The 20,334-nt window shown below is 60.7% G+C and carries 19 protein-coding genes; 4 read left to right on the forward strand and 15 right to left on the reverse strand.

The annotated features are described in order from the left end of the window. Positions 1 to 117: 117 nt before the first annotated feature. The 3 genes from ACOKS3_RS08570 to gcl are packed head-to-tail and all read right to left on the reverse strand — an operon-like array spanning position 118 to position 3,673. Positions 118 to 1,011 carry a 2-hydroxy-3-oxopropionate reductase gene (locus ACOKS3_RS08570; RefSeq protein ID WP_103446540.1) on the reverse strand — a complete coding sequence of 298 codons (894 nt, stop codon included), beginning with the start codon at positions 1,009 to 1,011 and terminating at the stop codon, positions 118 to 120. A gap of 49 nt (positions 1,012 to 1,060) precedes the next feature. Next, positions 1,061 to 1,843: a hydroxypyruvate isomerase gene (gene hyi / locus ACOKS3_RS08575; protein ID WP_103446541.1), complete on the reverse strand. Its 783-nt coding sequence runs from the start codon at positions 1,841 to 1,843 to the stop codon at positions 1,061 to 1,063. A gap of 54 nt (positions 1,844 to 1,897) precedes the next feature. After that, positions 1,898 to 3,673 carry a glyoxylate carboligase gene (gene gcl, locus ACOKS3_RS08580; protein WP_103446542.1) on the reverse strand — a complete coding sequence of 592 codons (1,776 nt, stop codon included), beginning with the start codon at positions 3,671 to 3,673 and terminating at the stop codon, positions 1,898 to 1,900. A gap of 257 nt (positions 3,674 to 3,930) precedes the next feature. Here gcl and ACOKS3_RS08585 point away from each other — a divergent pair, with 257 nt between their 5' ends. Beyond that, the gene (locus tag ACOKS3_RS08585; protein WP_008091653.1) at positions 3,931 to 4,371 is read left to right on the forward strand and encodes a GlcG/HbpS family heme-binding protein; all 441 of its coding nucleotides are present in this window, start codon (positions 3,931 to 3,933) and stop codon (positions 4,369 to 4,371) included. Between the two features lie 107 nt (positions 4,372 to 4,478). Here the strand turns inward: ACOKS3_RS08585 and ACOKS3_RS08590 are convergent, their stop codons facing one another. The 3 genes from ACOKS3_RS08590 to ACOKS3_RS08600 all read right to left on the reverse strand — a co-directional run bounded on the left by ACOKS3_RS08590 (position 4,479) and on the right by ACOKS3_RS08600 (position 7,158). Next, positions 4,479 to 5,090: a TetR/AcrR family transcriptional regulator gene (locus ACOKS3_RS08590; RefSeq protein ID WP_422763248.1), complete on the reverse strand. Its 612-nt coding sequence runs from the start codon at positions 5,088 to 5,090 to the stop codon at positions 4,479 to 4,481. 92 nt (positions 5,091 to 5,182) lie between these two features. Next, positions 5,183 to 6,064, reverse strand: a complete 882-nt coding sequence (locus ACOKS3_RS08595) for a DMT family transporter (RefSeq protein WP_103446544.1) — start codon at positions 6,062 to 6,064, stop codon at positions 5,183 to 5,185. Positions 6,065 to 6,072: 8 nt separating this feature from the next. Then, a complete protein-coding gene (locus tag ACOKS3_RS08600; RefSeq protein WP_146048965.1) occupies positions 6,073 to 7,158 on the reverse strand; it encodes an NAD/NADP-dependent octopine/nopaline dehydrogenase family protein in 1,086 nt (361 codons plus the stop codon). Positions 7,159 to 7,464: 306 nt separating this feature from the next. Here ACOKS3_RS08600 and ACOKS3_RS08605 point away from each other — a divergent pair, with 306 nt between their 5' ends. Next, a complete protein-coding gene (locus ACOKS3_RS08605) occupies positions 7,465 to 8,379 on the forward strand; it encodes a DUF808 domain-containing protein (RefSeq protein ID WP_103446546.1) in 915 nt (304 codons plus the stop codon). Positions 8,380 to 8,383: 4 nt separating this feature from the next. Here the strand turns inward: ACOKS3_RS08605 and ACOKS3_RS08610 are convergent, their stop codons facing one another. Then, positions 8,384 to 10,327: an LTA synthase family protein gene (locus tag ACOKS3_RS08610; RefSeq protein WP_103446547.1), complete on the reverse strand. Its 1,944-nt coding sequence runs from the start codon at positions 10,325 to 10,327 to the stop codon at positions 8,384 to 8,386. 152 nt (positions 10,328 to 10,479) lie between these two features. On the opposite strand from ACOKS3_RS08610, the gene ACOKS3_RS08615 reads away from it, so the two are divergent. Beyond that, complete coding sequence (locus ACOKS3_RS08615) at positions 10,480 to 10,791, forward strand: hypothetical protein (RefSeq protein ID WP_103446548.1); 312 nt, start codon at positions 10,480 to 10,482, stop codon at positions 10,789 to 10,791. A 67-nt stretch (positions 10,792 to 10,858) separates the two neighbouring features. Here the strand turns inward: ACOKS3_RS08615 and ACOKS3_RS08620 are convergent, their stop codons facing one another. The 7 genes from ACOKS3_RS08620 to puuE form a co-directional block, all read right to left on the reverse strand. After that, positions 10,859 to 11,641 (reverse strand): outer membrane protein OmpK, encoded by a 783-nt coding sequence (locus ACOKS3_RS08620; protein WP_103446549.1) that lies wholly within the window; start codon positions 11,639 to 11,641, stop codon positions 10,859 to 10,861. Between the two features lie 352 nt (positions 11,642 to 11,993). Then, positions 11,994 to 12,779: an outer membrane protein OmpK gene (locus tag ACOKS3_RS08625; RefSeq protein ID WP_103448220.1), complete on the reverse strand. Its 786-nt coding sequence runs from the start codon at positions 12,777 to 12,779 to the stop codon at positions 11,994 to 11,996. A 144-nt stretch (positions 12,780 to 12,923) separates the two neighbouring features. Next, positions 12,924 to 14,279 (reverse strand): nucleobase:cation symporter-2 family protein, encoded by a 1,356-nt coding sequence (locus ACOKS3_RS08630; RefSeq protein WP_103446550.1) that lies wholly within the window; start codon positions 14,277 to 14,279, stop codon positions 12,924 to 12,926. Between the two features lie 214 nt (positions 14,280 to 14,493). After that, positions 14,494 to 15,822 carry a urate hydroxylase PuuD gene (locus ACOKS3_RS08635; protein WP_103446551.1) on the reverse strand — a complete coding sequence of 443 codons (1,329 nt, stop codon included), beginning with the start codon at positions 15,820 to 15,822 and terminating at the stop codon, positions 14,494 to 14,496. A gap of 45 nt (positions 15,823 to 15,867) precedes the next feature. Next, positions 15,868 to 16,371 carry an ureidoglycolate lyase gene (locus ACOKS3_RS08640; RefSeq protein WP_054884133.1) on the reverse strand — a complete coding sequence of 168 codons (504 nt, stop codon included), beginning with the start codon at positions 16,369 to 16,371 and terminating at the stop codon, positions 15,868 to 15,870. 52 nt (positions 16,372 to 16,423) lie between these two features. Further along, positions 16,424 to 16,939 carry a 2-oxo-4-hydroxy-4-carboxy-5-ureidoimidazoline decarboxylase gene (uraD, locus tag ACOKS3_RS08645; RefSeq protein ID WP_103446552.1) on the reverse strand — a complete coding sequence of 172 codons (516 nt, stop codon included), beginning with the start codon at positions 16,937 to 16,939 and terminating at the stop codon, positions 16,424 to 16,426. Next, positions 16,939 to 17,865 (reverse strand): allantoinase PuuE, encoded by a 927-nt coding sequence (puuE, locus tag ACOKS3_RS08650; protein WP_422763249.1) that lies wholly within the window; start codon positions 17,863 to 17,865, stop codon positions 16,939 to 16,941. Before puuE ends, uraD begins: the two co-directional genes overlap by 1 nt. A gap of 376 nt (positions 17,866 to 18,241) precedes the next feature. Here puuE and uraH point away from each other — a divergent pair, with 376 nt between their 5' ends. Then, positions 18,242 to 18,595 carry a hydroxyisourate hydrolase gene (gene uraH, locus ACOKS3_RS08655; protein WP_054884130.1) on the forward strand — a complete coding sequence of 118 codons (354 nt, stop codon included), beginning with the start codon at positions 18,242 to 18,244 and terminating at the stop codon, positions 18,593 to 18,595. A 242-nt stretch (positions 18,596 to 18,837) separates the two neighbouring features. Here the strand turns inward: uraH and ACOKS3_RS08660 are convergent, their stop codons facing one another. After that, a complete protein-coding gene (locus tag ACOKS3_RS08660) occupies positions 18,838 to 20,187 on the reverse strand; it encodes an NCS2 family permease (protein ID WP_103446553.1) in 1,350 nt (449 codons plus the stop codon). Between the last annotated feature and the right edge of the window lie 147 nt (positions 20,188 to 20,334).

Here is a 20,334-nt window from a genome sequence, read left to right on the forward strand (position 1 = left end):
TTGTTCTGCAGAATCGAAAACGCCCCTGGAACTGCCTCCGTGCAGGCCGAACCAGGGGCGGGTGTTGCTCGGGGTCACCCTTGAGCCTGTGGTCGCAGGCTCAAGGGTGTGAACGTCTTACTTGTCGTCGCGGATCGAGAAGTTGGCCATGTGCTCCAGGCCTTTGATCAGCGCCGAGTGGTCCCAGTTGCCGCCGCCCAGGGCCTGGCAGGTGTTGAACACTTGCTGGGCATTGGAGGTGTTGGGCAGGTTGATGCCCAGTTCCTTGGCGCCTTGCAGGGCCAGGTTGAGGTCCTTCTGGTGCAGGTTGATGCGGAAGCCTGGGTCGAAGGTGCCTTTGATCATGCGCTCGGCATGCACTTCGAGGATCTTCGACGAAGCGAAGCCACCCATCAGGGCCTCACGCACCTTGGCTGGGTCGGCGCCGTTCTTGGCGGCGAACAGCAGGGCTTCGGCCACGGCCTGGATGTTCAGGGCGACGATGATCTGGTTGGCCACCTTGGCGGTCTGACCGTCGCCGTTGCCACCGACGCGGGTGATGTTCTTGCCCATGGCTTCGAACAGCGGCTGGGCGCGCTCGAAGGCTTTCGGGCAGCCACCGACCATGATGCTCAGGGTCGCGGCCTTGGCACCGACTTCACCGCCGGACACCGGGGCGTCCAGGTAGGCGGCGCCGGTGGCCTTGATCTTCTCGGCGAAGGCTTTGGTGGCGGTAGGGGAGATCGAGCTCATGTCGATCACCACCTTGTTCGGGCCCACGCCTTCGGCGACGCCGTTTTCACCGAACAGGACGCTTTCGACCTGCGGGGTGTCCGGGACCATGACGATGATGAATTCAGCTTCCTGGGCCACTTCTTTCGGGTTGGCCAGGGCCACTGCGCCAGCGGCGATCAGGTCGGCCGGGGCAGCGTCGTGGTGGGTGGAAACGAAGATGCTGTGACCTGCTTTTTGCAGGTTCTGCGCCATGGGCTTGCCCATGATGCCGGTGCCGAGGAAACCGATTTTAGCCATGAGAAATTACCTCTTTATATTTGTTCGCATTCCCAGTGGGAGCAGTGATTCAGATCGCGTTGTGCGTTTTCAGCCAGCCCAGGCCCGCTTCGGTGGTGGTCAGCGGCTTGTATTCCGCGCCCACCCAGCCCTGGTAGCCGATGCGGTCCAGGTGTTCGAACAGGAAGCGGTAGTTGATCTCGCCAGTGCCTGGTTCGTTGCGGCCCGGGTTGTCGGCCAGCTGGATGTGGTTGATCAGTTTCAGGTTGGCTTCCATGGTGCGAGCCAGGTCACCTTCCATGATCTGCATGTGGTAGATGTCGTACTGCAGGAACAGGTTGTCACTGCCGACTTCGGCCTGGATTTCCAGCGCCTGTTTTGTGGTGTTCAGGTAGAAGCCGGGGATGTCGCGGGTGTTGATCATTTCCATGACCAGACGGATCCCGGCAGCTTTCAACTTGTCGGCGGCGTAGCGCAGGTTTTCCACGAAGGTCTTGCGCACGTCGGCGCACTGCAGGCCTTGTGGACGGATACCGGCCAGGGCGTTGACCTGGGTGTTGCCCAGGACCTTGGCGTACTCGATGGCCTTGTCTACGCCAGCGCGGAATTCTTCGACGCGGTCAGGGTGGCAGGTGATACCGCGCTCACCTTTCGACCAATCGCCCGCCGGCAGGTTGAACAGCACCTGGGTCAGGCCGTGGGCGTCCAGCTGCTGCTTGATTTCGGCAGCGCTGAAGTCGTATGGGAACAGGTATTCGACGCCGCTGAAGCCAGCGTCGGCGGCAGCCTTGAAGCGGGCCAGGAAGTCCTGTTCGGTGAACAGCATGGACAGGTTGGCAGCGAAGCGAGGCATGGGTTGTCTCCTTGCGATGAAGGCCCCCAGGGCAAGCCTGGGGGCGTCAGGCGATCAGTCGAGCATCGAGATGGCGGTTGGCGCGTCGTTGCCGACCAGGGCCAGGTCTTCGAACTCGTTGACCGCGTTGATCTCGGTGCCCATGGAAATGTTGGTCACACGCTCGAGGATCACTTCGACCACGACCGGCACGCGGAACTCTTCGGCCATCTTCTGTGCCTTGAGCAGGGCAGGGGCGATCTCGGCCGGCTCGAACACACGGATGGCCTTGCAGCCCAGGCCTTCGACCACCGCAACGTGGTCGACACCGTAGGTGGCAGCGTCGGTCGAGTTGATGTTCTCGAACGCCAGTTGTACACAGTAATCCATGTCGAAGCCACGCTGTGCCTGACGGATCAGGCCCAGGTAGGCGTTGTTCACCAGGACGTGGACGTACGGCAGGTTGAACTGCGCACCGACGGCCAGTTCTTCGATCATGAACTGGAAGTCGTAGTCACCCGACAGCGCGACGACCTTGCGCTTCGGATCGGCTTTGACCACGCCCAGCGCGGCAGGGATGGTCCAGCCCAGCGGGCCGGCCTGGCCGCAGTTGATCCAGTGGCGTGGCTTGTACACGTGCAGGAACTGCGCGCCAGCGATCTGCGACAGGCCGATGGTGCTGACGTAGCAGGTGTCCTTGCCAAACACCTGGTTCATCTCTTCGTACACGCGCTGCGGCTTGACCGGCACGTTGTCGAAGTGGGTCTTGCGTTGCAGGCTCGACTTGCGCTGCTGGCAGTCTTCCAGCCAGGCCTTGCGGCACTTCAGCTTGCCAGCGGCTTTCCACTCGCGGGCCACTTCGAGGAACACGTCCAGCGCCTTGCCGGCGTCGGAAACGATACCCAGGTCCGGGGTGAACACGCGGCCGATCTGGGTCGGTTCGATGTCCACGTGCACGAACTTGCGGCCTTCGGTGTAGACGTCGACGGATCCGGTGTGGCGGTTGGCCCAACGGTTACCGATACCGAACACCAGGTCGGACTTCAGCAGGGTGGCGTTGCCGTAGCGGTGCGAAGTCTGCAGGCCGACCATGCCGACCATCTGTGCGTGGTCGTCCGGGATTGTGCCCCAGCCCATCAGGGTAGGGATCACCGGTACGCCGGTCAGTTCGGCGAACTCGACCAGCTTGTCGCTGGCGTCGGCGTTGATGATGCCGCCACCGGCTACCAGCAGTGGGCGCTCGGCGTCATTGAGCAGGGCCAAGGCTTTCTCGGCCTGTACGCGGGTAGCGGACGGCTTGTTGATTGCCAATGGCTCGTAGGCGTCGATGTCGAATTCGATTTCGGCCATCTGCACGTCGAACGGCAGGTCGATCAGCACAGGGCCCGGGCGGCCGGTGCGCATTTCATAGAAGGCCTTCTGGAAGGCGTAAGGCACCTGGCCTGGCTCCAGAACGGTGGTGGCCCACTTGGTGACCGGCTTGACGATGTTGGTGATGTCGACGGCCTGGAAGTCTTCCTTGTGCAGGCGGGCACGGGGTGCCTGGCCGGTGATGCAGAGGATCGGGATGGAGTCGGCCGAGGCGCTGTACAGGCCGGTGACCATGTCGGTGCCGGCAGGGCCGGAGGTGCCGATGCACACGCCGATGTTGCCTGGGTTGGCACGGGTGTAGCCCTCGGCCATGTGCGAGGCGCCTTCGACGTGACGAGCGAGGACGTGATCGATGCCACCGACTTTCTTCAGGGCCGAGTACAACGGGTTGATGGCAGCCCCCGGGATGCCGAACGCGGTATCTACACCTTCACGGCGCATGACCAGAACGGCTGCATCGATTGCTCTCATTTTGCTCATGGTTTGTGCCTCATCGATTTTGTAATTGTATACAACTTGCTTTGTGCCAGAGTGTATTCATGGCTGGCCGCTCAGGTCAACGGGTTTTCGTCGGACAAGCTGGCTTTCGTTCGAGCGCCCGTGAAAACGGCGGTTTGCGATCTCGCATACGATCGTTTCAATTTATTGTATACAAAAAAAGATTCAGTTGTGTTCTATTGACTCATCGGTTTTTCACCTGCCCTCAGGGCTTCTCACAACAAGAAGAGGACCTTTCCATGAACGCTTTGAACCTGAAAGTCGCTGTCAGCCTGGTGAACGCCGCGCTGGCGGCGGGCCGCAAGATCAATGCAGCGCCACTGACCGTGGCCGTGCTCGATGCCGGCGGGCATCTGCTGGCCTTGCAGCGCGAGGACGGCGCCAGCCTGATTCGGCCGGAAGTGGCTACCGGCAAGGCCTGGGGTGCGATTGCCCTGGGCAAGGGCTCGCGCCTGCTGGCGCTGGATGCGCAGCAGCGGCCGGCGTTTTTCGCGGCGTTGAACGGCCTGGGCGAGCGGCCAGTGGTGCCGGCACCGGGCGGTGTGCTGATTCGTGATCAGGACGGCAAGGTGCTGGGAGCGGTGGGGATCAGCGGCGATACGTCGGATATCGACGAGCAGTGCGCGATCAGTGCGATCGAAGAGGTGGGGTTGAAGGCTGACGCGGGTGTAGCGGCTTAAATCTCTATCTCTTGTACCGGCCTATTCTCGGGACAAGCCCGCTCCTACAGGGGAACGCGATCTTATGTAGGAGCGGGCTTGTCCCGCGAAGAAGCCACCACTGAGCTTCAGGCTACCCCGGGCTCACAGCCCTTGAGCACCATGCGAATGATGGTGTCAGCCGCAGCATCGTAGTCACTGTCGGCCAGTTTGGCCTTGCCGGTCACTGCGGAAATCTGCCAATCGAAATCGGCATAGGTCTGGGTCGCGGCCCAGATGCTGAACATCAGGTGGTGGGCATCGACATGGGCGATCTGTCCGCGGTCGATCCAGCGCTGGATGCACTCGATGTTGTGCCGGGCCTGCTCGTTCAACTGCTCCACCTGGTTCGGCGACAGGTGTGGTGCGCCATGCATGATTTCGCTGGCGAACACCTTCGAGGCATGGGGCAGGTCACGCGAAATGCGGATCTTCGAGCGGATGTACGCACTCAACACCTCTTTCGGATCCCCGTCGGCATTGAACGGCGTCGAGGCCTGCATGATCGGCGCGATGATGCTCTCCAGGACCTCGCGATAGAGGTTGTCCTTGGATTTGAAGTAGTAATAGACATTTGGCTTGGGCAGGCCGGCCTTGGCGGCGATATCGCTGGTCTTGGTGGCGGCGAAACCTTTGTCAGCGAATTCTTCACTGGCTGCGCGCAGGATCAGTTCCTTGTTGCGCTCGCGGATGGTGCTCATGGTGGGACGGTCCTTTGACGCTGCGAGCGAGGATGTTATCAAGAACCGCTGGACAGAGCACCCATGCGAGGAACCGCTTGCGTTGATGAAAGTCAGGCAGATTTGCGGGCAGCGCGCGTCTGCTGCCTGTTGAATACGCTCAGCGTGTGCAGGCTGATCAGAATCACGGCAGTTCCGATCCAGAACCTGGTATCGGGAACCGTACCCCAGAGTACCCAATCCGATATCGCCGACAGGATGACACTGATGAAGATAAATGGGGTGATTTCACTGACTTCTGCCAAGGCGAAGGCTTTGGTCGCGAACAGTTGGAAGCCGAGGCCGAACACACCGACGAGGCCAAGAAGCAGTGCTTCGTGCGCTGAAGGCACAACCCAGTCCGAGGTGTAGGTAAACGGCAGAATCACCGTTCCGCTAAGGAAGAAATAGAAAATGATGTTCAGCGCTGAGTGTTGACGACTCAGGGATTTGACGCCCATGTAGGCGAGAGCGGCGAAAATCGCACCCAGCAGCGCAGTCAGCAGGTAGGGCAAGCGGCTTTCGCCCAGGCCAGGTTCATAAAGCAGCATGCAGACGCCGACGAACCCACCGGCGGTACAGGCCAGTGTGGCCAGTGAGGTTTTCTTCTTGTAGATGATCAAGATGAACAGCGGCGCAAAAAATGCTGATGTATTTGACAGGATTATGGCGGTCGAGAGCGGCAGGTACTTGAGGCTGTAGAACATGAAAAGCATGCTCAACAGACCGGCTCCGTTTCGCACCATGCTGGACCTGAAGTCAAGGATTCGCCAACTGAATGCCCGCTCCCTGATGATCAGTGGCACCGTGAACAGAAGGCCGAGAAAAAAGCGAAAGAACAGTGTCTGGGTGGGCGGAACATCATGGTTCGACGCCTCTTTGACCATGCCGCTCATGATCACGATGCTGGCATAGGCCGCCAGCATGTACAGGGTTGCCTTGCGGAAATCATTCATGATGGAAGTCAGGCCCCATACTGCATGTACTGCTGGATATCATCCATGCTCATGCCGTTGAAAAGGTCTTTGGCGATTGCCCTGCCCTGGGAGAAATAGCAGGTGTCGTTGAGTAAAGACGACAGGGTGATGAGTGATTTCATTACGGCAGAGTCGTAGTGGGCATGCAGACCCAGGCTGTACCACGGCAGCATTACGTAGGGGATATCCTGAGTGAGGTATCTGTTGTTCACCGAGGCAGGGCAGAGTTTCAGTGCATTGTGTGCCGGGGATTGCGTGAAGAAGCCGTGGATGGTGCTGAAGTCATACCCGTAAAAGCTGTTCATGTTGTCCAGGTAGCTCGGTAGTTGCAGACCGTAGCGTTGGCCTATGTTGATTCTGTCGTTGTCCAGGGCCTGGATCAGCCTTGCCGTACTGGCGCCGATACCCTCTTTGTAAAAGTAGAACTCTGCCTGGCCTTCGCCAATCCGCCCGGCGTTGGTGATCATTACCGTGGGGTGGCTGATTGCACTGGTGATATTCAGACCAAGTTCCAGGACAGAGGTGCTGGCGCTTAGCTTGCATGGGAAGCTTGCCGACAGCTTGGTCATGATGAAGGGTGTGCTCTTGGCCGGCATTGCCGCCAGTTGCATCGACCGCTTGATTTCGATGATTTCGACATGGCCGGGGCGATGCGCTCGGCAGGCATATGGCAGTGAAGCGGTATCTGCTATATGGATGGCCGGTGCGTGCGGCTGCCGCCTGAGTTCCCTGTACAAATAAAGAGCGCTGAAGTTGCCGGCTAGCGAGACGATGATCTGATTGTCGACCAGAAATGGCAACATCTTGCGAAACTGCGGCAAGTGCGCATGGGTTGGCAGGGACAAATAGATGATGTCTGCATTTCGCACGGCCATTTCGATATCGGTGGTCATGGCGGTAAGCGTGGTTGTCGCTTTGATCCTGCCCGTGAGCGTGATGGTATGGGCATGGATGCCATGCAGGTCGCCGGGATGTTGTTCATCTGCATAGAGTGTGATCGAGTGGCCGAGCAAGGTGAGGTGCGCGGCCAGTGCCTGGCCGCCATGGCCGCAACCGATAATGCTTATATTCACTGTTTTGTTCCGCTTGATTGAGGTTGGGACAACGCTTGTTCGAGTGATTCTGCGGTTGCTGGCCAAGGGATTGATTAGGCGTAATTGTCTTGAGGTGTGGTCCTGTTCGTTTTGATCTGTAGTTCGTTCGCGGGTAGCCGCCAACCGGGCAATGGCGGGGCAGGCTGCACGCCGGGGTGGCCAGCCAGCAAGCGGTGCGACCCGGCAGTTGCTGCTGTTGCGGAGCGAACAGAGCTTGGGCGGTGACTGGGAACCTTGAACGGCGCGGGGTATGCTGCGGCTTTAAACCGTAAGGAAGCGTTTTCCATGGCCGCAAGCAGTCTGCTGGTACTGATCGACGACATCGCCACGGTGCTCGACGATGTTTCGGTGATGACCAAGGTCGCGGCAAAGAAGACCGCAGGCGTGCTGGGTGACGACCTGGCGCTCAATGCCCAGCAGGTCACCGGCGTGCGCGCCGAGCGCGAGCTCCCGGTAGTGTGGGCGGTGGCCAAGGGGTCGCTGGTGAACAAGGCGATCCTGGTGCCAGCGGCGCTGCTGATCAGCGCGTTCATCCCCTGGGCGGTGACGCCGCTGCTGATGCTTGGCGGCGCCTACCTGTGCTTCGAGGGTTTCGAGAAGCTGGCGCACAAGTTCCTGCACAGCAAGGAAGAAGACGAGTTGCAGCACGAGGCGCGCAAGGAGGCCGTGGCCGATGCCACTGTCGATCTGGTGGCGTTCGAGAAAGCCAAGATCAAGGGTGCGGTGCGTACCGATTTCATCCTGTCTGCGGAAATCATCGCCATTACCTTGGGTATCGTCGCCGATTCGCCGCTGACGCAGCAGATCATCGTGCTGTCGGGCATCGCAGTGGTCATGACCATCGGTGTGTATGGGCTGGTGGGCGGTATCGTCAAGCTAGACGACCTGGGGCTGTGGATGACCCAGAAGTCTTCAGCGCTGGCCCGTTCGATCGGCAACGGCATCCTGCGGGCCGCGCCCTACATGATGAAAAGCCTGTCGGTGATCGGCACCGCCGCGATGTTCCTGGTCGGTGGCGGGATCCTGGTACACGGGGTGGCGCCGCTGCATCACGCGATAGAGGCGTTCAGCGAAGGGCGCGGAGGGGCGCTGACCAGCGGCCTGCTCAATGGCATGGCCGGTGTGCTGGCCGGGGCCGTTGTACTGGCAGTGGTAGCTGTTGCGGGGAAACTGTGGCGGGCGCTGCGGCCCGCCACATGAGGGCTCACTTGTCGGCTGCGACGCCTTGCTCCTCAGGGTTCCAGGCCAGCAGGCCCTGGCTGAAGCCGTAGGCCGCGCTCTGGTAGTAGGCGATCGCCCGGCGGATCAGCGGGTTGTCGCTGGCGACCGTGGTTTCGTGGCTCTTGCCCAGGGCATCCTCATGCACACGCATGCCGCCACGTGGGCTGAGAATGGCCAAGTTGTTGCCGTCGAACAGCCCCAGGTGCTGGTAGTTGCCGATCAGCACGCGTGGCGGCAGGTCGTCTTGCTTGAGCAGGTCGCGGCCGAAGAAGGTCGAGGTGTAGTCGAAGTTGAGCAGGCCCAGCAGAGTAGGCGCTAGGTCGATCTGGCTGGCCAGCTTGTTGTCTTCGCGGGGCTCGATCATTTTCGGCGCGTAGATCCACAGCGGGATCTGGTAGTTGTTCACCGGCAGGTCCTCGACCCCGGCGCTGCCGGCCGTGTGGTCGGCGACGAAGACGAACAGGGTGTTGTCGAACCATGGCTTGCCCTTGGCTTCCTTGAGGAATTGGGCGATGGCATGGTCGGTGTACTTCACCGCGCCTTCGCGGCCGTCGCCTGACGGGATGTCGATGCGGCCGTCCGGGTAGGTGTAGGGGCGGTGGTTCGAGGTGGTCATCAGTTGCAGGAAGAACGGCTTCTGCTGGGCGTAATCGGCATCGGCCAGCTTGAGGGTCTGCCGGTACAGGTCCTCGTCAGCCATGCCCCAGGCGTTCTTGAAGCTGATTTCGCTTTCATCGACGCTGCTTTGGTCGACGATGCGGTAGCCATTGCCGCTGAAGAACGCGTTCATGTTGTCGAAGTAACCGCGCCCGCCATAGACGAAGACGGCATCGTAGCCTTTGGCGGTGAGTTGCTGGCCAAGGCTGGCGTAGCCGCTTTCGCGGCCGATGCGCTTGACGATCGAGCGGCCCGGGGTGGGCGGTATCGACAGGGTGATGGCTTCCAGGCCGCGGTCGGTACGGGTGCCGGTGGCGTAGAAGTTGTTGAAATACAGGCTCTCGCGGCGCAGGGCGTCGAGGTTTGGCGTGAGGTTGCGCGCATCGCCGTTGCTGCCCATGTACTTGGCGCTGAAGCTCTCGATGGTCACCAGGATGATGTTCGGGGTGCGCTGTTCACCGCTGGCACTGACGTGGCGGCGGATGTCCTGAGGTTCCTGGCCCTGGAAGCGGGCGTTGGGTTCGGCCAGTTCCTGGTGCATCTGCGCACCGACTTCGCTGGCGCCGAGGCTGGCGTAGAACTGGGTGTAGTCCAGTTCGTTGTTACGGAAGGCGGCGAAGAACTGGTACGGGCCGTTGCTGGCCAGTTCGCGTTGGTAGGCGTTGCCGCCCTGGCCGCGCGGGAACTGCTGATCGATCACCACGATGTTCAGGCCGACCAGCACCGCCAGCACGCCCAGCCCGGACCAGCGCTGGCGTGAGGTGGTGGCGGGGGCTGCGAGGGCTCGGGCCAGCGGCTTGCGCAGCACCAGGGCGAGCAGGACCGCGGCCACCGCGATACTGCTGAGCAGCGTGGGCAGAGGGTAGGACTCGCGGATGTTGTCCAGCACTTCCTTGGAATAGACCAAGTAGTCGACCGCGATGAAGTTGAAGCGTACGCCGAACTCGTCCCAGAACAGCCACTCGGCCACGGCGACGAACAGCATCACGAACAGGCTGACCACCCACAAGCCGGCGAGCAGCCAGCGGTGAGCACGCGAGCGCCACAAGGCATTCGGGCACAGGACCAGGTACACGCCCAGTGGCAGGGCGGTGTAAATGAGGAAGCTCAGGTCGTAGAGGGCACCGTCGAAGAAGATCGAGAAATAATTACCGCTGACCTCATCCAGATGTGTGGCCAGCAATATGAAACGTGTCAGCAGGAAGATGCCGAACCAGGTTGAGCAGAGTAGCAGCAGATAGCGCCATGGCGCGGCGAGGGGAGTACGCATCAAGTTGGCCTGTTTTCTTTCTTGGTTGGGCGAGGGCAACGAGTTTAGTCTAAAAATTGCAAAAATAATGTCAAAAATTTGCAGTGCAGGCGAAGGCGATGGCTTTATAGTCGTAACTTGCCATTTCAGATTTGCTCGGGAGGGCACATCACATGTTCGGTGTACTGACATACGACGCCTACCACCTGGCGCTCTACCTGCTCACGGCGCTGGCGTGGGGGGCTCTGGGCTTTGGCTTCCTGCTGCGAAGCGCCGACGCTCAGGCCCTTTACAAGTGCTGTGCGATGTTCGGCCTGGCATTGGCGATCAATGCAGCAGTGCTGGTGTTGGACATCTTTCGGGTCATCCCGCACCACGAAGTGGAGTTGATATTGCTGGGTTTTGGCATGGCATTGCCGTCGGCCCTGTTTTTGACTTATAAGGCAGTTTTGGTTTTAAGCAAGATAAGTCTTAAAAAGTTGTAAGCTTTAACTTACAAATCGTGATTGTGAAAGCGCCGCCAGAGGGCGGCGCTTTCACGTTCAAGCCGAATCAGAAGTGCACTTTCACCAGCAAACTCATGGTGTTCTGGTCGGTAGTGAAGCCATCGCTGTCCTTGATGCCGTACTTGTCCTTCCAGTAGTCGTACTCGACACCCACATACAACTGCTTCTCGCCCAGGTGCAGGGCCTTGCCCAGGTCGTACTTGATCTGTGGGTTGAAGTGCAGGTTGGCGTGGTAGGTGCCGTGACGGTTCTCGTCGTTGTCGACGACCCAGTCCATGAAGCCGTCGATCAGTACGTCAGAATCACCGACCGGAATGGTGTAGGACCAGACCGGGGTGATCTGCCAGACATTGTTGCCCGCGCGGCTGCCTTCAGGCATGCGGTTGTAGAAGTTCAGCTGGAAGTAGTCGAAACCGGGGATGTTCAGGTCGAAGCCTGGGCCGATCAGGTACGACTCGACGTCACCCTCGCCAAACTCGTAGGTCGCGGCCAGCAGCACGTCCTTGACCGGGCCGAACTCGAGCTTCTGGTCGAAGATCTTGCCGAACGACAGGCGCGGGCTGAACTCGCCATAGTAGCTGTTGGGACCGTTGTTGGCGTCCTTCTTGCCCTGGTAGAAGATCTTGTCGACGAAGAAGAAGTTGTCGCCGTACTTCCAGCCATCGGCGTGCTCGAAGGTGAAGGTCTGCTGGGTATCGGGGTTGACCTTGAAGTTCTTGCCCCACAGGTAGGTCAGGCTGTTGTTCTGCCACTGCAGCAGGTCGCCGGCGAAGGTGGTGCCGCAGGCCAGCAGGCCGCCCGCGAGAATCAGGCTATTGATGGTACGCATTGCGAGTGTCGCTCCCTTGATTGATCTATTGTCAGCGCTCGTTGTTGGCGCTTTTTTGTCTTTTGAGTCAGCTTTTTTCGATAGGCCACAGCTGTTTGGCAAGGGTCGAGCCAACTTTCCTGGGTTGGCGAAACCTTCCTGCTCGACTTCGTTCTGAACGGATGAAAAGGGTCTTTCAGGCTGGCAACACGTTGGCCAACCGCCCGAATTCATTGACTGAGCGGTCAGTAAACGCAGGCAGAATCCATCCTGCCTTGATCGAGGGGGCGCGCAGATTACTGGCTTGCGCGCCGCGCCTCAAGTGCTCCGTCCTGGAGCACAGTGATTCAAACCTGGGCGATTGATCAGGTTTTCAGAAATGTACCTTGATCAGCGCGCTGGCGACACTCTGATTGCTGTCCAGGTTGCCGCGGCTGTCGATGCCGTACTTGTCCTTCCAGTAGCTGTACTCGAAGCCGACGTAGAGCTGCTTGGCACCGATGTTCAGGGTCTTGCCCAGGTCGTACTTGATCTGCGGGTTGAAGTGCAGGTTGGCGTGGTAGGTGCCACGGTGGTTCTGGTCGTTGTCGGTGACCCAGTCCATGTAGCCGTCGATCAGAATATCGGACCTGCCCACAGGGATGGTGTAGGACCAGCCGGGGGTGATCTGCCAGACGTTGTCACCGGGGCGGTCACCCTCGGTGTTACGCACATAGAAGTTCAGGGTGAAATAGTTGAAGCCGGGAATGTCCAGGTCGAAGCCGGGGCCGATCAGGTAGGCCTCGTTGTCGCCTTCGCCACGTTCGTAGGTCATCGCCAGCAGCACGTCCTTGATCGGGCCGAAGGCGAGCTTCTGGTCGAAGATCTTGCCGAACGACAGGCGTGGGCTGAACTCGCCGTAGTAGGTGTCTTCGCCTTTGCCGGGGTCGGCCTTGCCGTTGTAGAAGATCTTGTCGACGAAGAAGAACGTGTCGCCGTACTTCCATTTGTTGGCGTGTTCGAAGGTGATGGTCTGCTGGATATCGGGGTTGATCTTGAAGTCCTTGCCGTACAAGTACGTCAGGCTTTCGCCGTGCCACAGCAGCCAATCGCCTGCATGGGCGGGGAGGGTGGCCAGCAGGCTGCTGCCCAGCAGCAGGGACGAGGTGGTGCGCTTCATGTTGTGATTCCCGGACTTATTGTTTTTGTTGGCGGTTTTTTCGGCGCGCAGGCGCCCCGAGCGGCCCATTCCGGCGGGCCGACGGTGAAGCGGTTACTGCGGAAAATGAGCAGGGGCGGCAAACTGCGCCGCCCCGCTCAGGGCTCAATGCTCGTGGCAGGCGTCGTTGTGCACGGCGCGCTCGGCACCACCGAGGATGTTGAACAGCACGTTGAGCACCAGGGCACTGACCGTGGCCATGGCGATCCCGCTATGGGTGATGGGTTCCATCCACTGCGGCATCTGCGCGAAAAACTCCGGCTTGACCACGGGGATCAGGCCGAAGCCGACGCTCACCGCCACCAGCAGCTGGTTGCGGCGGTCGCCGATGTCGGCTTCCTGGAGGATCTTGATCCCGGTGGCGGTGACCATGCCGAACATGGCGATGGACGCGCCGCCCAGTACTGCAGGCGGGATCGAGGCGATCAGGTAGGCCGCCTTGGGCAGCAGGCTGAGCGCGATCAGCAGTGCACCTGCCGTGATCGTGACGTAGCGGCAACGCACGCCAGTCATCTGCACCAGGCCGATGTTCTGGGCGAACGAGGAGTGGGTGAAGGTGTTGAAGAAGCCGGCGATGAACGACGCACCGGCATCGCACAACAGGCCGCGACGCAGCATCCCTGGTGTCACTTCACGGTCTGTCACCTTGCCCAGGGCGAGGAACATGCCGGTGGACTCGACGAAGATGATCACCACCACCAGGCACATCGACAGGATCGGCGCCAGGCTGAAGGTCGGCATGCCAAAGTGCAGTGGCGTCACCACTTGCAGCCACGGCGTGTCGCTCAGGCCCGACAGGTCGACCATGCCGATGGAGCCGGCCAGGATGTAGCCCAGGCCCATGCCCACCAGCACCGACACGTTGACCCAGAAGCCGCGCATGAAGCGGTTGATCAACAGGATGACGGCCAGCACCAGGCCAGCCACCAGCAGGTAGATCGGCGAACCGAAGGTCGCGGCGTTCTGGCCGCCACCGGCCCAGTTGACTGCCACCGGGAACAGCGACAGGCCAATCGAGGTGATCACCGTACCGGTGACCAGCGGCGGGAAGAACCGTACGACCTTGGACATGAACGGCGCGATCAGCATGCCGAAGAACCCGGCAGCGATGGTCGCGCCAAAGATCCCCTGCAGGCCTACGCCCGGCATGCCGGCCATGGCCACCATGCTGCCGACGGCAGCGAAGCTGGCACCCATCATCACCGGCATGCGGATCCCGACCGGGCCGATACCGAACGACTGGATGATGGTGGCGACACCGGCGACCAGCAGGTCGGCGTTGATCAGGAAAGCGACTTCTTCACGAGACAAACCAGCGGCCTGGCCGATGATCAGAGGGACGGCAATCGCACCCCCGTACATCAGCAGCACATGTTGCAGGCCAACCAGGAACAGTTGGAACAGGGGCAGAGGCTGTCGCGGCGGCGCAACTGGAATGTACGCCTTGCGTGACTCGGACATGCAGCACCTCGAGTTTTGTTTTTATTCTCGGATCCAAGCGCCAGTCGCATACGGCAGGCCCGATGGAGGCAGCCTGGGGGTCCCGCACGCAGTCGAACGCTCGATGCTTGCTTGTTGCATGAATCTATAAGGGCGAGGCCGGGGTTGCCGGCCTCTTCGCGGCGCAAGGCCGCCCCCGCCTGGGCGCGCGGACGCCCAGGCAGGAGAGGGTGGATCAGTTGACCTGAGCGCCTTTGGCGATCCAGTCACCGACGAGCTTGCGCTCTTCGGCGGTCATCTGGGTGATGTTGCCCAGCGGCATGATCTGGCTGGCAACCGCTTGCGCCTGAATGCGCGCGGCCTGGGCCTGGATCTGCTGCGGGGTGTCGAACATCACGCCGGCAGGTGCTGCGCTGAACAGTGGGCTGGTCGGTTTCGACGAGTGGCACACGCTGCAGCGTTCCTGGATGACTTTGTGGATCTTGTCGAAGTCGCCACCGGCGGCCTGTGCGGTCGCCTGGGCCGGAGCCTCGGCTGGCGCGGCAGGGGCTTCGGCGGCCTTGGCGGCTTCCTCGGCGCGCAACTCGGCAGCGGTCTTGCCGCCGACGGCGGTGGCTGGCAGCGGCTGGTACTCGACCTTCGCTGCGGCCTGCTCAGGGCTGACGGCGATCGGCTTGGGGCCGGTGACGTAGGCCAGGCAGATCATCGCCAGGGCGCCGACCGGCAGGGTCCAGGCGTACTTGTTGCTGTCGTGGCGGGTGTTGAAGTAGTGGCGGATCAGTACCGCGGCTACTGCGATGCCAGCCAGGATCAGCCAGTTGTACTGGCTACCGTAGGTGCTCGGGAAGTGGTTGCTGATCATGATGAACAGCACCGGCAGGGTGAAGTAGTTGTTGTGACGCGAACGCAGCAGGCCCTTGGCTGGCAGTACCGGGTCCGGGGTCTGGTTGTTCTCGATCGCCGCCACCAGCTGGCGCTGGGCTGGCATGATGATGCGGAACACGTTACCGACCATGATGGTGCCGATGATCGCACCGGTGTGCAGGTACGCACCACGGCCGCTGAACACCAGGCTGAAGCCGAAGCAGGCGGCGATGATCAGGACGAACAGTACGGCGCCGAGCAGGGCAGGGTGCTTGCCCAGCGGCGAGTCGCACAGGAAGTCGTAGATGAACCAGCCGGCAACCAGCGAACCGATACCGATGGCCACGCCTTCGGCACCGCTCAGGGTGCTGCCGGGTGCCAGCAGGTACAGGCTCGGGTTCCAGTAGAACACCACGCACAGCAGGGCGATACCGGACATCCAGGTGAAGTAGGCTTCCCATTTGAACCAGTGCAGGTTCTCGGGCATTTTCGGGGGGGCGAGCTTGTATTTCTCCAGGTGGTAGATACCACCGCCGTGAATCGCCCAGAGATCACCCGACAACCCATCGCGCGGGTTGCTTCGGTTCAGGTGGTTCTCCAGCCAGACGAAGTAGAACGATGCACCGATCCAGGCCACGCCGGTGATCATGTGAACCCAGCGAATGCTCAGGTTCAGCCATTCGTGAAGGTGTGCTTCCACAGTATGTACCTCTGCCGATCACCGTGAACGATGACCGACCTTTTCTTATTGGTGGGGATTGAGGATCAGCATCTGTTCCTCGGTGAAGTAATGCTCATCGCAGTTGTTGCCAGAACCACTGCGATCAACCACCAGGAAGTCATCCCGCTTTTCGATCGTCAGCACCGGGTGGTGCCAGACGCCGCGATGGTAATTAACGCCCTGCCTGCCGTTACTACGGAAGGCACGGACCAAGCCTGATACAGGTGCATCGCCAACCGGCGCGACCACGATCAGAAAGGGGTTGCCGAGCAGCGGGATGAAAGCCTGGCTGCCCAGCGGATGGCGCTCCAGCATGCGTACGGTCAGCGGCATGTCCTGCGCGTCGGCGCGGAAGATGCTGATGATCGCCTTGTCTTCAGGCTCGGCGGTCTCGACCGTGGCGAGCTTGTGAAAGCGCATGGTCGAGCCGTTGTTGATCATGAAGTGGTCGCTGCCATCGGTTTCGATCACGTCTCCGAATTCGGCGAAGGCTTCTTTGGTCAGGGGCTCGATCATCAGGGTGCGCATGCGGTTATCTCTTCTATTGTTCGTTTTTCTAAAATAAGGGTTCGGCTGTTGCTTACAGCTGCAGCAGGCGGAACAGGGCGATCAGGTTGATCTGTGCCAGGGCTTCCTTGAATTCGGCATCGGTATCGTTGTGGATGCGTTTTTCGAAGGCGGCGAGGATCTGGTGCCGGTTGCTGCCTTTGACCGCCATGATGAACGGGAACTGGAACTTGGCCTTGTAGGCATCGTTCAGTTCGGTAAAGCGGGCGAACTCTTCGGCGGTGCACTCGTGGATGCCGGCGCCGGCCTGTTCGTTGGTGCTCGATTCGGTCAGCTCGCCCTGGATGGCGGCCTTGCCGGCCAGGTCCGGGTGAGCGTTGATCAGCGCCAGCTGGTCGGCATGGTTGGCGCTGAGCAGGATGTCGCTCATGCGCTGGTGCAGCGCCTCGATCTCGTCCAGTTCGCCCAGCTGGCCCAGGTCGTAGGCTTTTTCGGCGACCCACGGCGAATGCTCGTAGATATCGGCGAATACCTTGACGAAGGCGTCACGGTCCAGGGCGGATGGCTTGAGGGTCTTGAAGGCGGTCATCATGCGTTCTCTTTCTTGTACGGGTGGGTGGCGTGCCAGTGGCGGGCGATGTCCACGCGACGGGCGAACCAGACCCGGTCGTGGCTCTTGGCGTAATCGACGAAGCGCTTGAGCGCGGCCAGGCGTGCCGGGCGGCCGACCAGGCGGCAGTGCAGGCCGATGGACAGCATCTTCGGGGCTTCGGCACCTTCGGCGTAGAGCACGTCGAAGGCGTCTTTCAGGTACTGGAAGAACTGCTCGCCGCAGTTGAAGCCCTGCACCTGGGTGAAGCGCATGTCGTTTGTGTCCAGGGTGTACGGGATCACCAGATGCGGCTTGCCGGTCGGGTTGTTCGGCTCCCAGTAGGGCAGGTCGTCGTCGTAGGTGTCGCTGTCATAGAGGAAGCCACCTTCCTCCATCACCAGGCGGCGGGTGTTCGGGCCGGTGCGGCCGGTGTACCAGCCCACTGGGCGTTCGCCGGTGAGTTCGGTGAGGATGCGGATGGCTTCGAGCATGTGCTCGCGCTCCTGGGCCTCGTCCATGTTCTGGTAGTCGATCCAGCGGTAGCCGTGGCTGCAGATCTCGTGGCCGGCTTCGGCCATGGCGCGGATCACATCGGGGTGGCGCTGGGCGGCCATGGCCACGGCGAAGATAGTCAGTGGAACGCCGCTGTCCTTGAACAGCTTGAGCAGGCGCCACACGCCGGCGCGGCTGCCGTACTCGTACAGCGATTCCATGCTCATGTTGCGCGCACCCTGCAGGGGCTGGGCGGCTACCATCTCGGACAGGAAGGCTTCGGACTCTTTGTCACCGTGCAGGATGTTGCGTTCGCCGCCTTCTTCGTAGTTGAGGACGAAAGACAGCGCAATGCGAGCGTTGCCCGGCCATTGCGGGTGAGGAGGGTTGTTGCCGTAACCGATCAGGTCGCGAGGGTAGTCAGCGCTCACTGCAGTCTTCCTTCTTGTGTGTTGGTGCGGGGTGGGCGGGCCGCGTCGGGATGTCGCACCACCGGATGGGCTGATTGTATACAACTTCTGAAATCTTTTGTAAGCCTGTTTTTCCGCATTTCTTCCCTTTTGTCGCTTGAGAACGTGTTGCAAGAAACCTGCCTGAATGGTCAGTTAATGACATTGACGTCCGTGCGCCGCCTGTATTTGCGACTGAAGGGCTGATTGGCGGGGTTGCGACGGGAGGGATCAAAAAATTGTGTACAATCCGGTGATGAAATGTCTTAATGGCGTCATTCCCGCACATCGCAGGCCCTAAGTTGGGGCGTTGGCTGTGTATTTTTTGCCCATAGATTGAACAAGAGGCGACAAGCAGATGGGACGTTTGACCACACACGTACTGGATGCCGCGCATGGCTGCCCAGGCAGCTCGATCAAGGTCGAGCTGTACCGCGTCGAAGGCCAGCAGCTGGAGCTGGTGAACACTGCCCTGACCAACAGCGATGGCCGCGTCGACGCACCGCTGCTGCAAGGTGACGATTACCGTACCGGCGTCTACCAGCTGCAGTTCAGCGCTGGCGCCTACTACCGTGCCCGCGGCGTCCAGCTGCCGGACACTGCGTTTTTGGATGTTGTCGTGCTGCGTTTCGGCATCGATGAAAAGCAGGAGCACTACCACGTGCCGCTGCTGATCTCGCCGTACAGCTATTCGACCTATCGCGGAAGCTAGTTGGTCGCTAGAAGAATCTTCGTAGGTCCTTTGGCCCGCTCCCACACTGGCGGGCTTTTTTTCGTCTGCTGTTTTTGTAATGCCTGTGCCGGCCTCTTCGCGGGGCAAGTCGGATCGCCGCACCGCCGCTCCTACAGGAATACGCAATCACTGTAGGAGGGGGCTTGTCCCGCGAAAGGGCCGGTACAGGCTATAGAAATAAAGAAAGGGCGCCGAAGCGCCCTTGGTTGGTGCGGTGAGGGTCAGAGGAACACGAACTTGGCAATGAAGATCGCGCACAGCACCCAGAGGCTGGCGGAGATCTCCTTGTATTTGCCGGTCCCCGCCTTCAACGCAACATAGCTGATGAAGCCCAGGGCGATACCGTCGGCAACCGAGAAGGTCAGCGGCATCATGATCACCGTGACGATCGCCGGAATGCTGTCAGTCGCTTCATCCCAATGAATGTGTGCCATGCTGCCCATCATCAGCATCGCCACATAGATCAGCGCGCCGGCAGTCGCGTAAGCAGGAATCATTCCGGCCAGTGGTGCGAAGAACATCGCGGCAACGAACAGAATGCCTACTACCACAGCCGTCAGGCCTGTGCGGCCACCAGCGGCCACACCCGCAGCACTTTCCACATAGCTGGTCACCGGCGGTACACCGACCACGGCGCCAAATACGCTCGAAGCACTATCAGCCTTCAACGCCCGCGACAGGTTCTCGATACGGCCATCCGGCGCCACCAGATTGGCACGCTGCGCCACACCCATCAGGGTGCCGGCGGTGTCGAACATATGCACGAACAGGAACGCCAGCACCACGCTGATCATGCTGACGTTGAACACGCCGGCCACGTCCATGGCCATCCAGGTCGGTGCCAGGCTCGGAGGCATCGACATCACCCCGCCGAACTTGACCAGGCCCAGGCCCCAGCCAGCCAGGGTGACGCCGATGATGCTGATCAGGATCGCGCCGAACACGCGCTTGTAGCTGAGGATGGCGATCAACAGGAAGCACAGCGCCGCCAGCAGCGGCCCCGGCTCATGCAGGGAACCCAGCTTGATCAGGGTGGCCGGGCTGTCGACAATGATGCCGGCGGTCTTCAGGCCGATCAGCCCGAGGAACAATCCGACGCCGGCCCCCATCGCATGGCGCAGGCTCACCGGGATGCTGTTGAGCAGCCATTCGCGCACGCGTGACAAGGTCAGGAACATGAACAGCACGCCCGAGACGAACACCGCTCCCAGCGCCGTTTCCCAGTTGTAGCCCATGGTGCCAACTACGGTGTAGGTAAAAAAGGCATTCAACCCCATGCCTGGCGCCAGGCCCACCGGCCAGTTGGCGTACAGGCCCATCAGCAGGCAGCCCAGCGCGGCGGCGATACAGGTGGCGACGAAAGCTGCACCATGGTCGATGCCGGCGTCGGCCATGATGTTGGGGTTGACGAAGATGATGTAGGCCATGGTGATGAAGGTGGTCACACCGGCGATCAGTTCGGTTCTGACAGTGCTGCCGTGTTGCTTGAGTTTGAAAATCCGTTCCAGCCAACTCGTTTCGAGCGGTGGCGCGAGATCCAGCGCAGGGGCTTCGGATTTGCGGCTTTCCACAGCGAGTACTCCTCAAGTCTTTCTTGTTGTTGTTGGAGCCAGGGTCCTGAGCAACGCACTTGGTGGCTCCGCGAGGGAAGGCAGACGACTGACGCGTTTGTTGACTTACGGGTCAAGAAGTTGCTTGGTGGATTATGCTTTTGTGTA

Source organism: Pseudomonas sp. HS6-2 (assembly GCF_049325675.2).
GTDB lineage: Bacteria > Pseudomonadota > Gammaproteobacteria > Pseudomonadales > Pseudomonadaceae > Aquipseudomonas > Aquipseudomonas putida_N.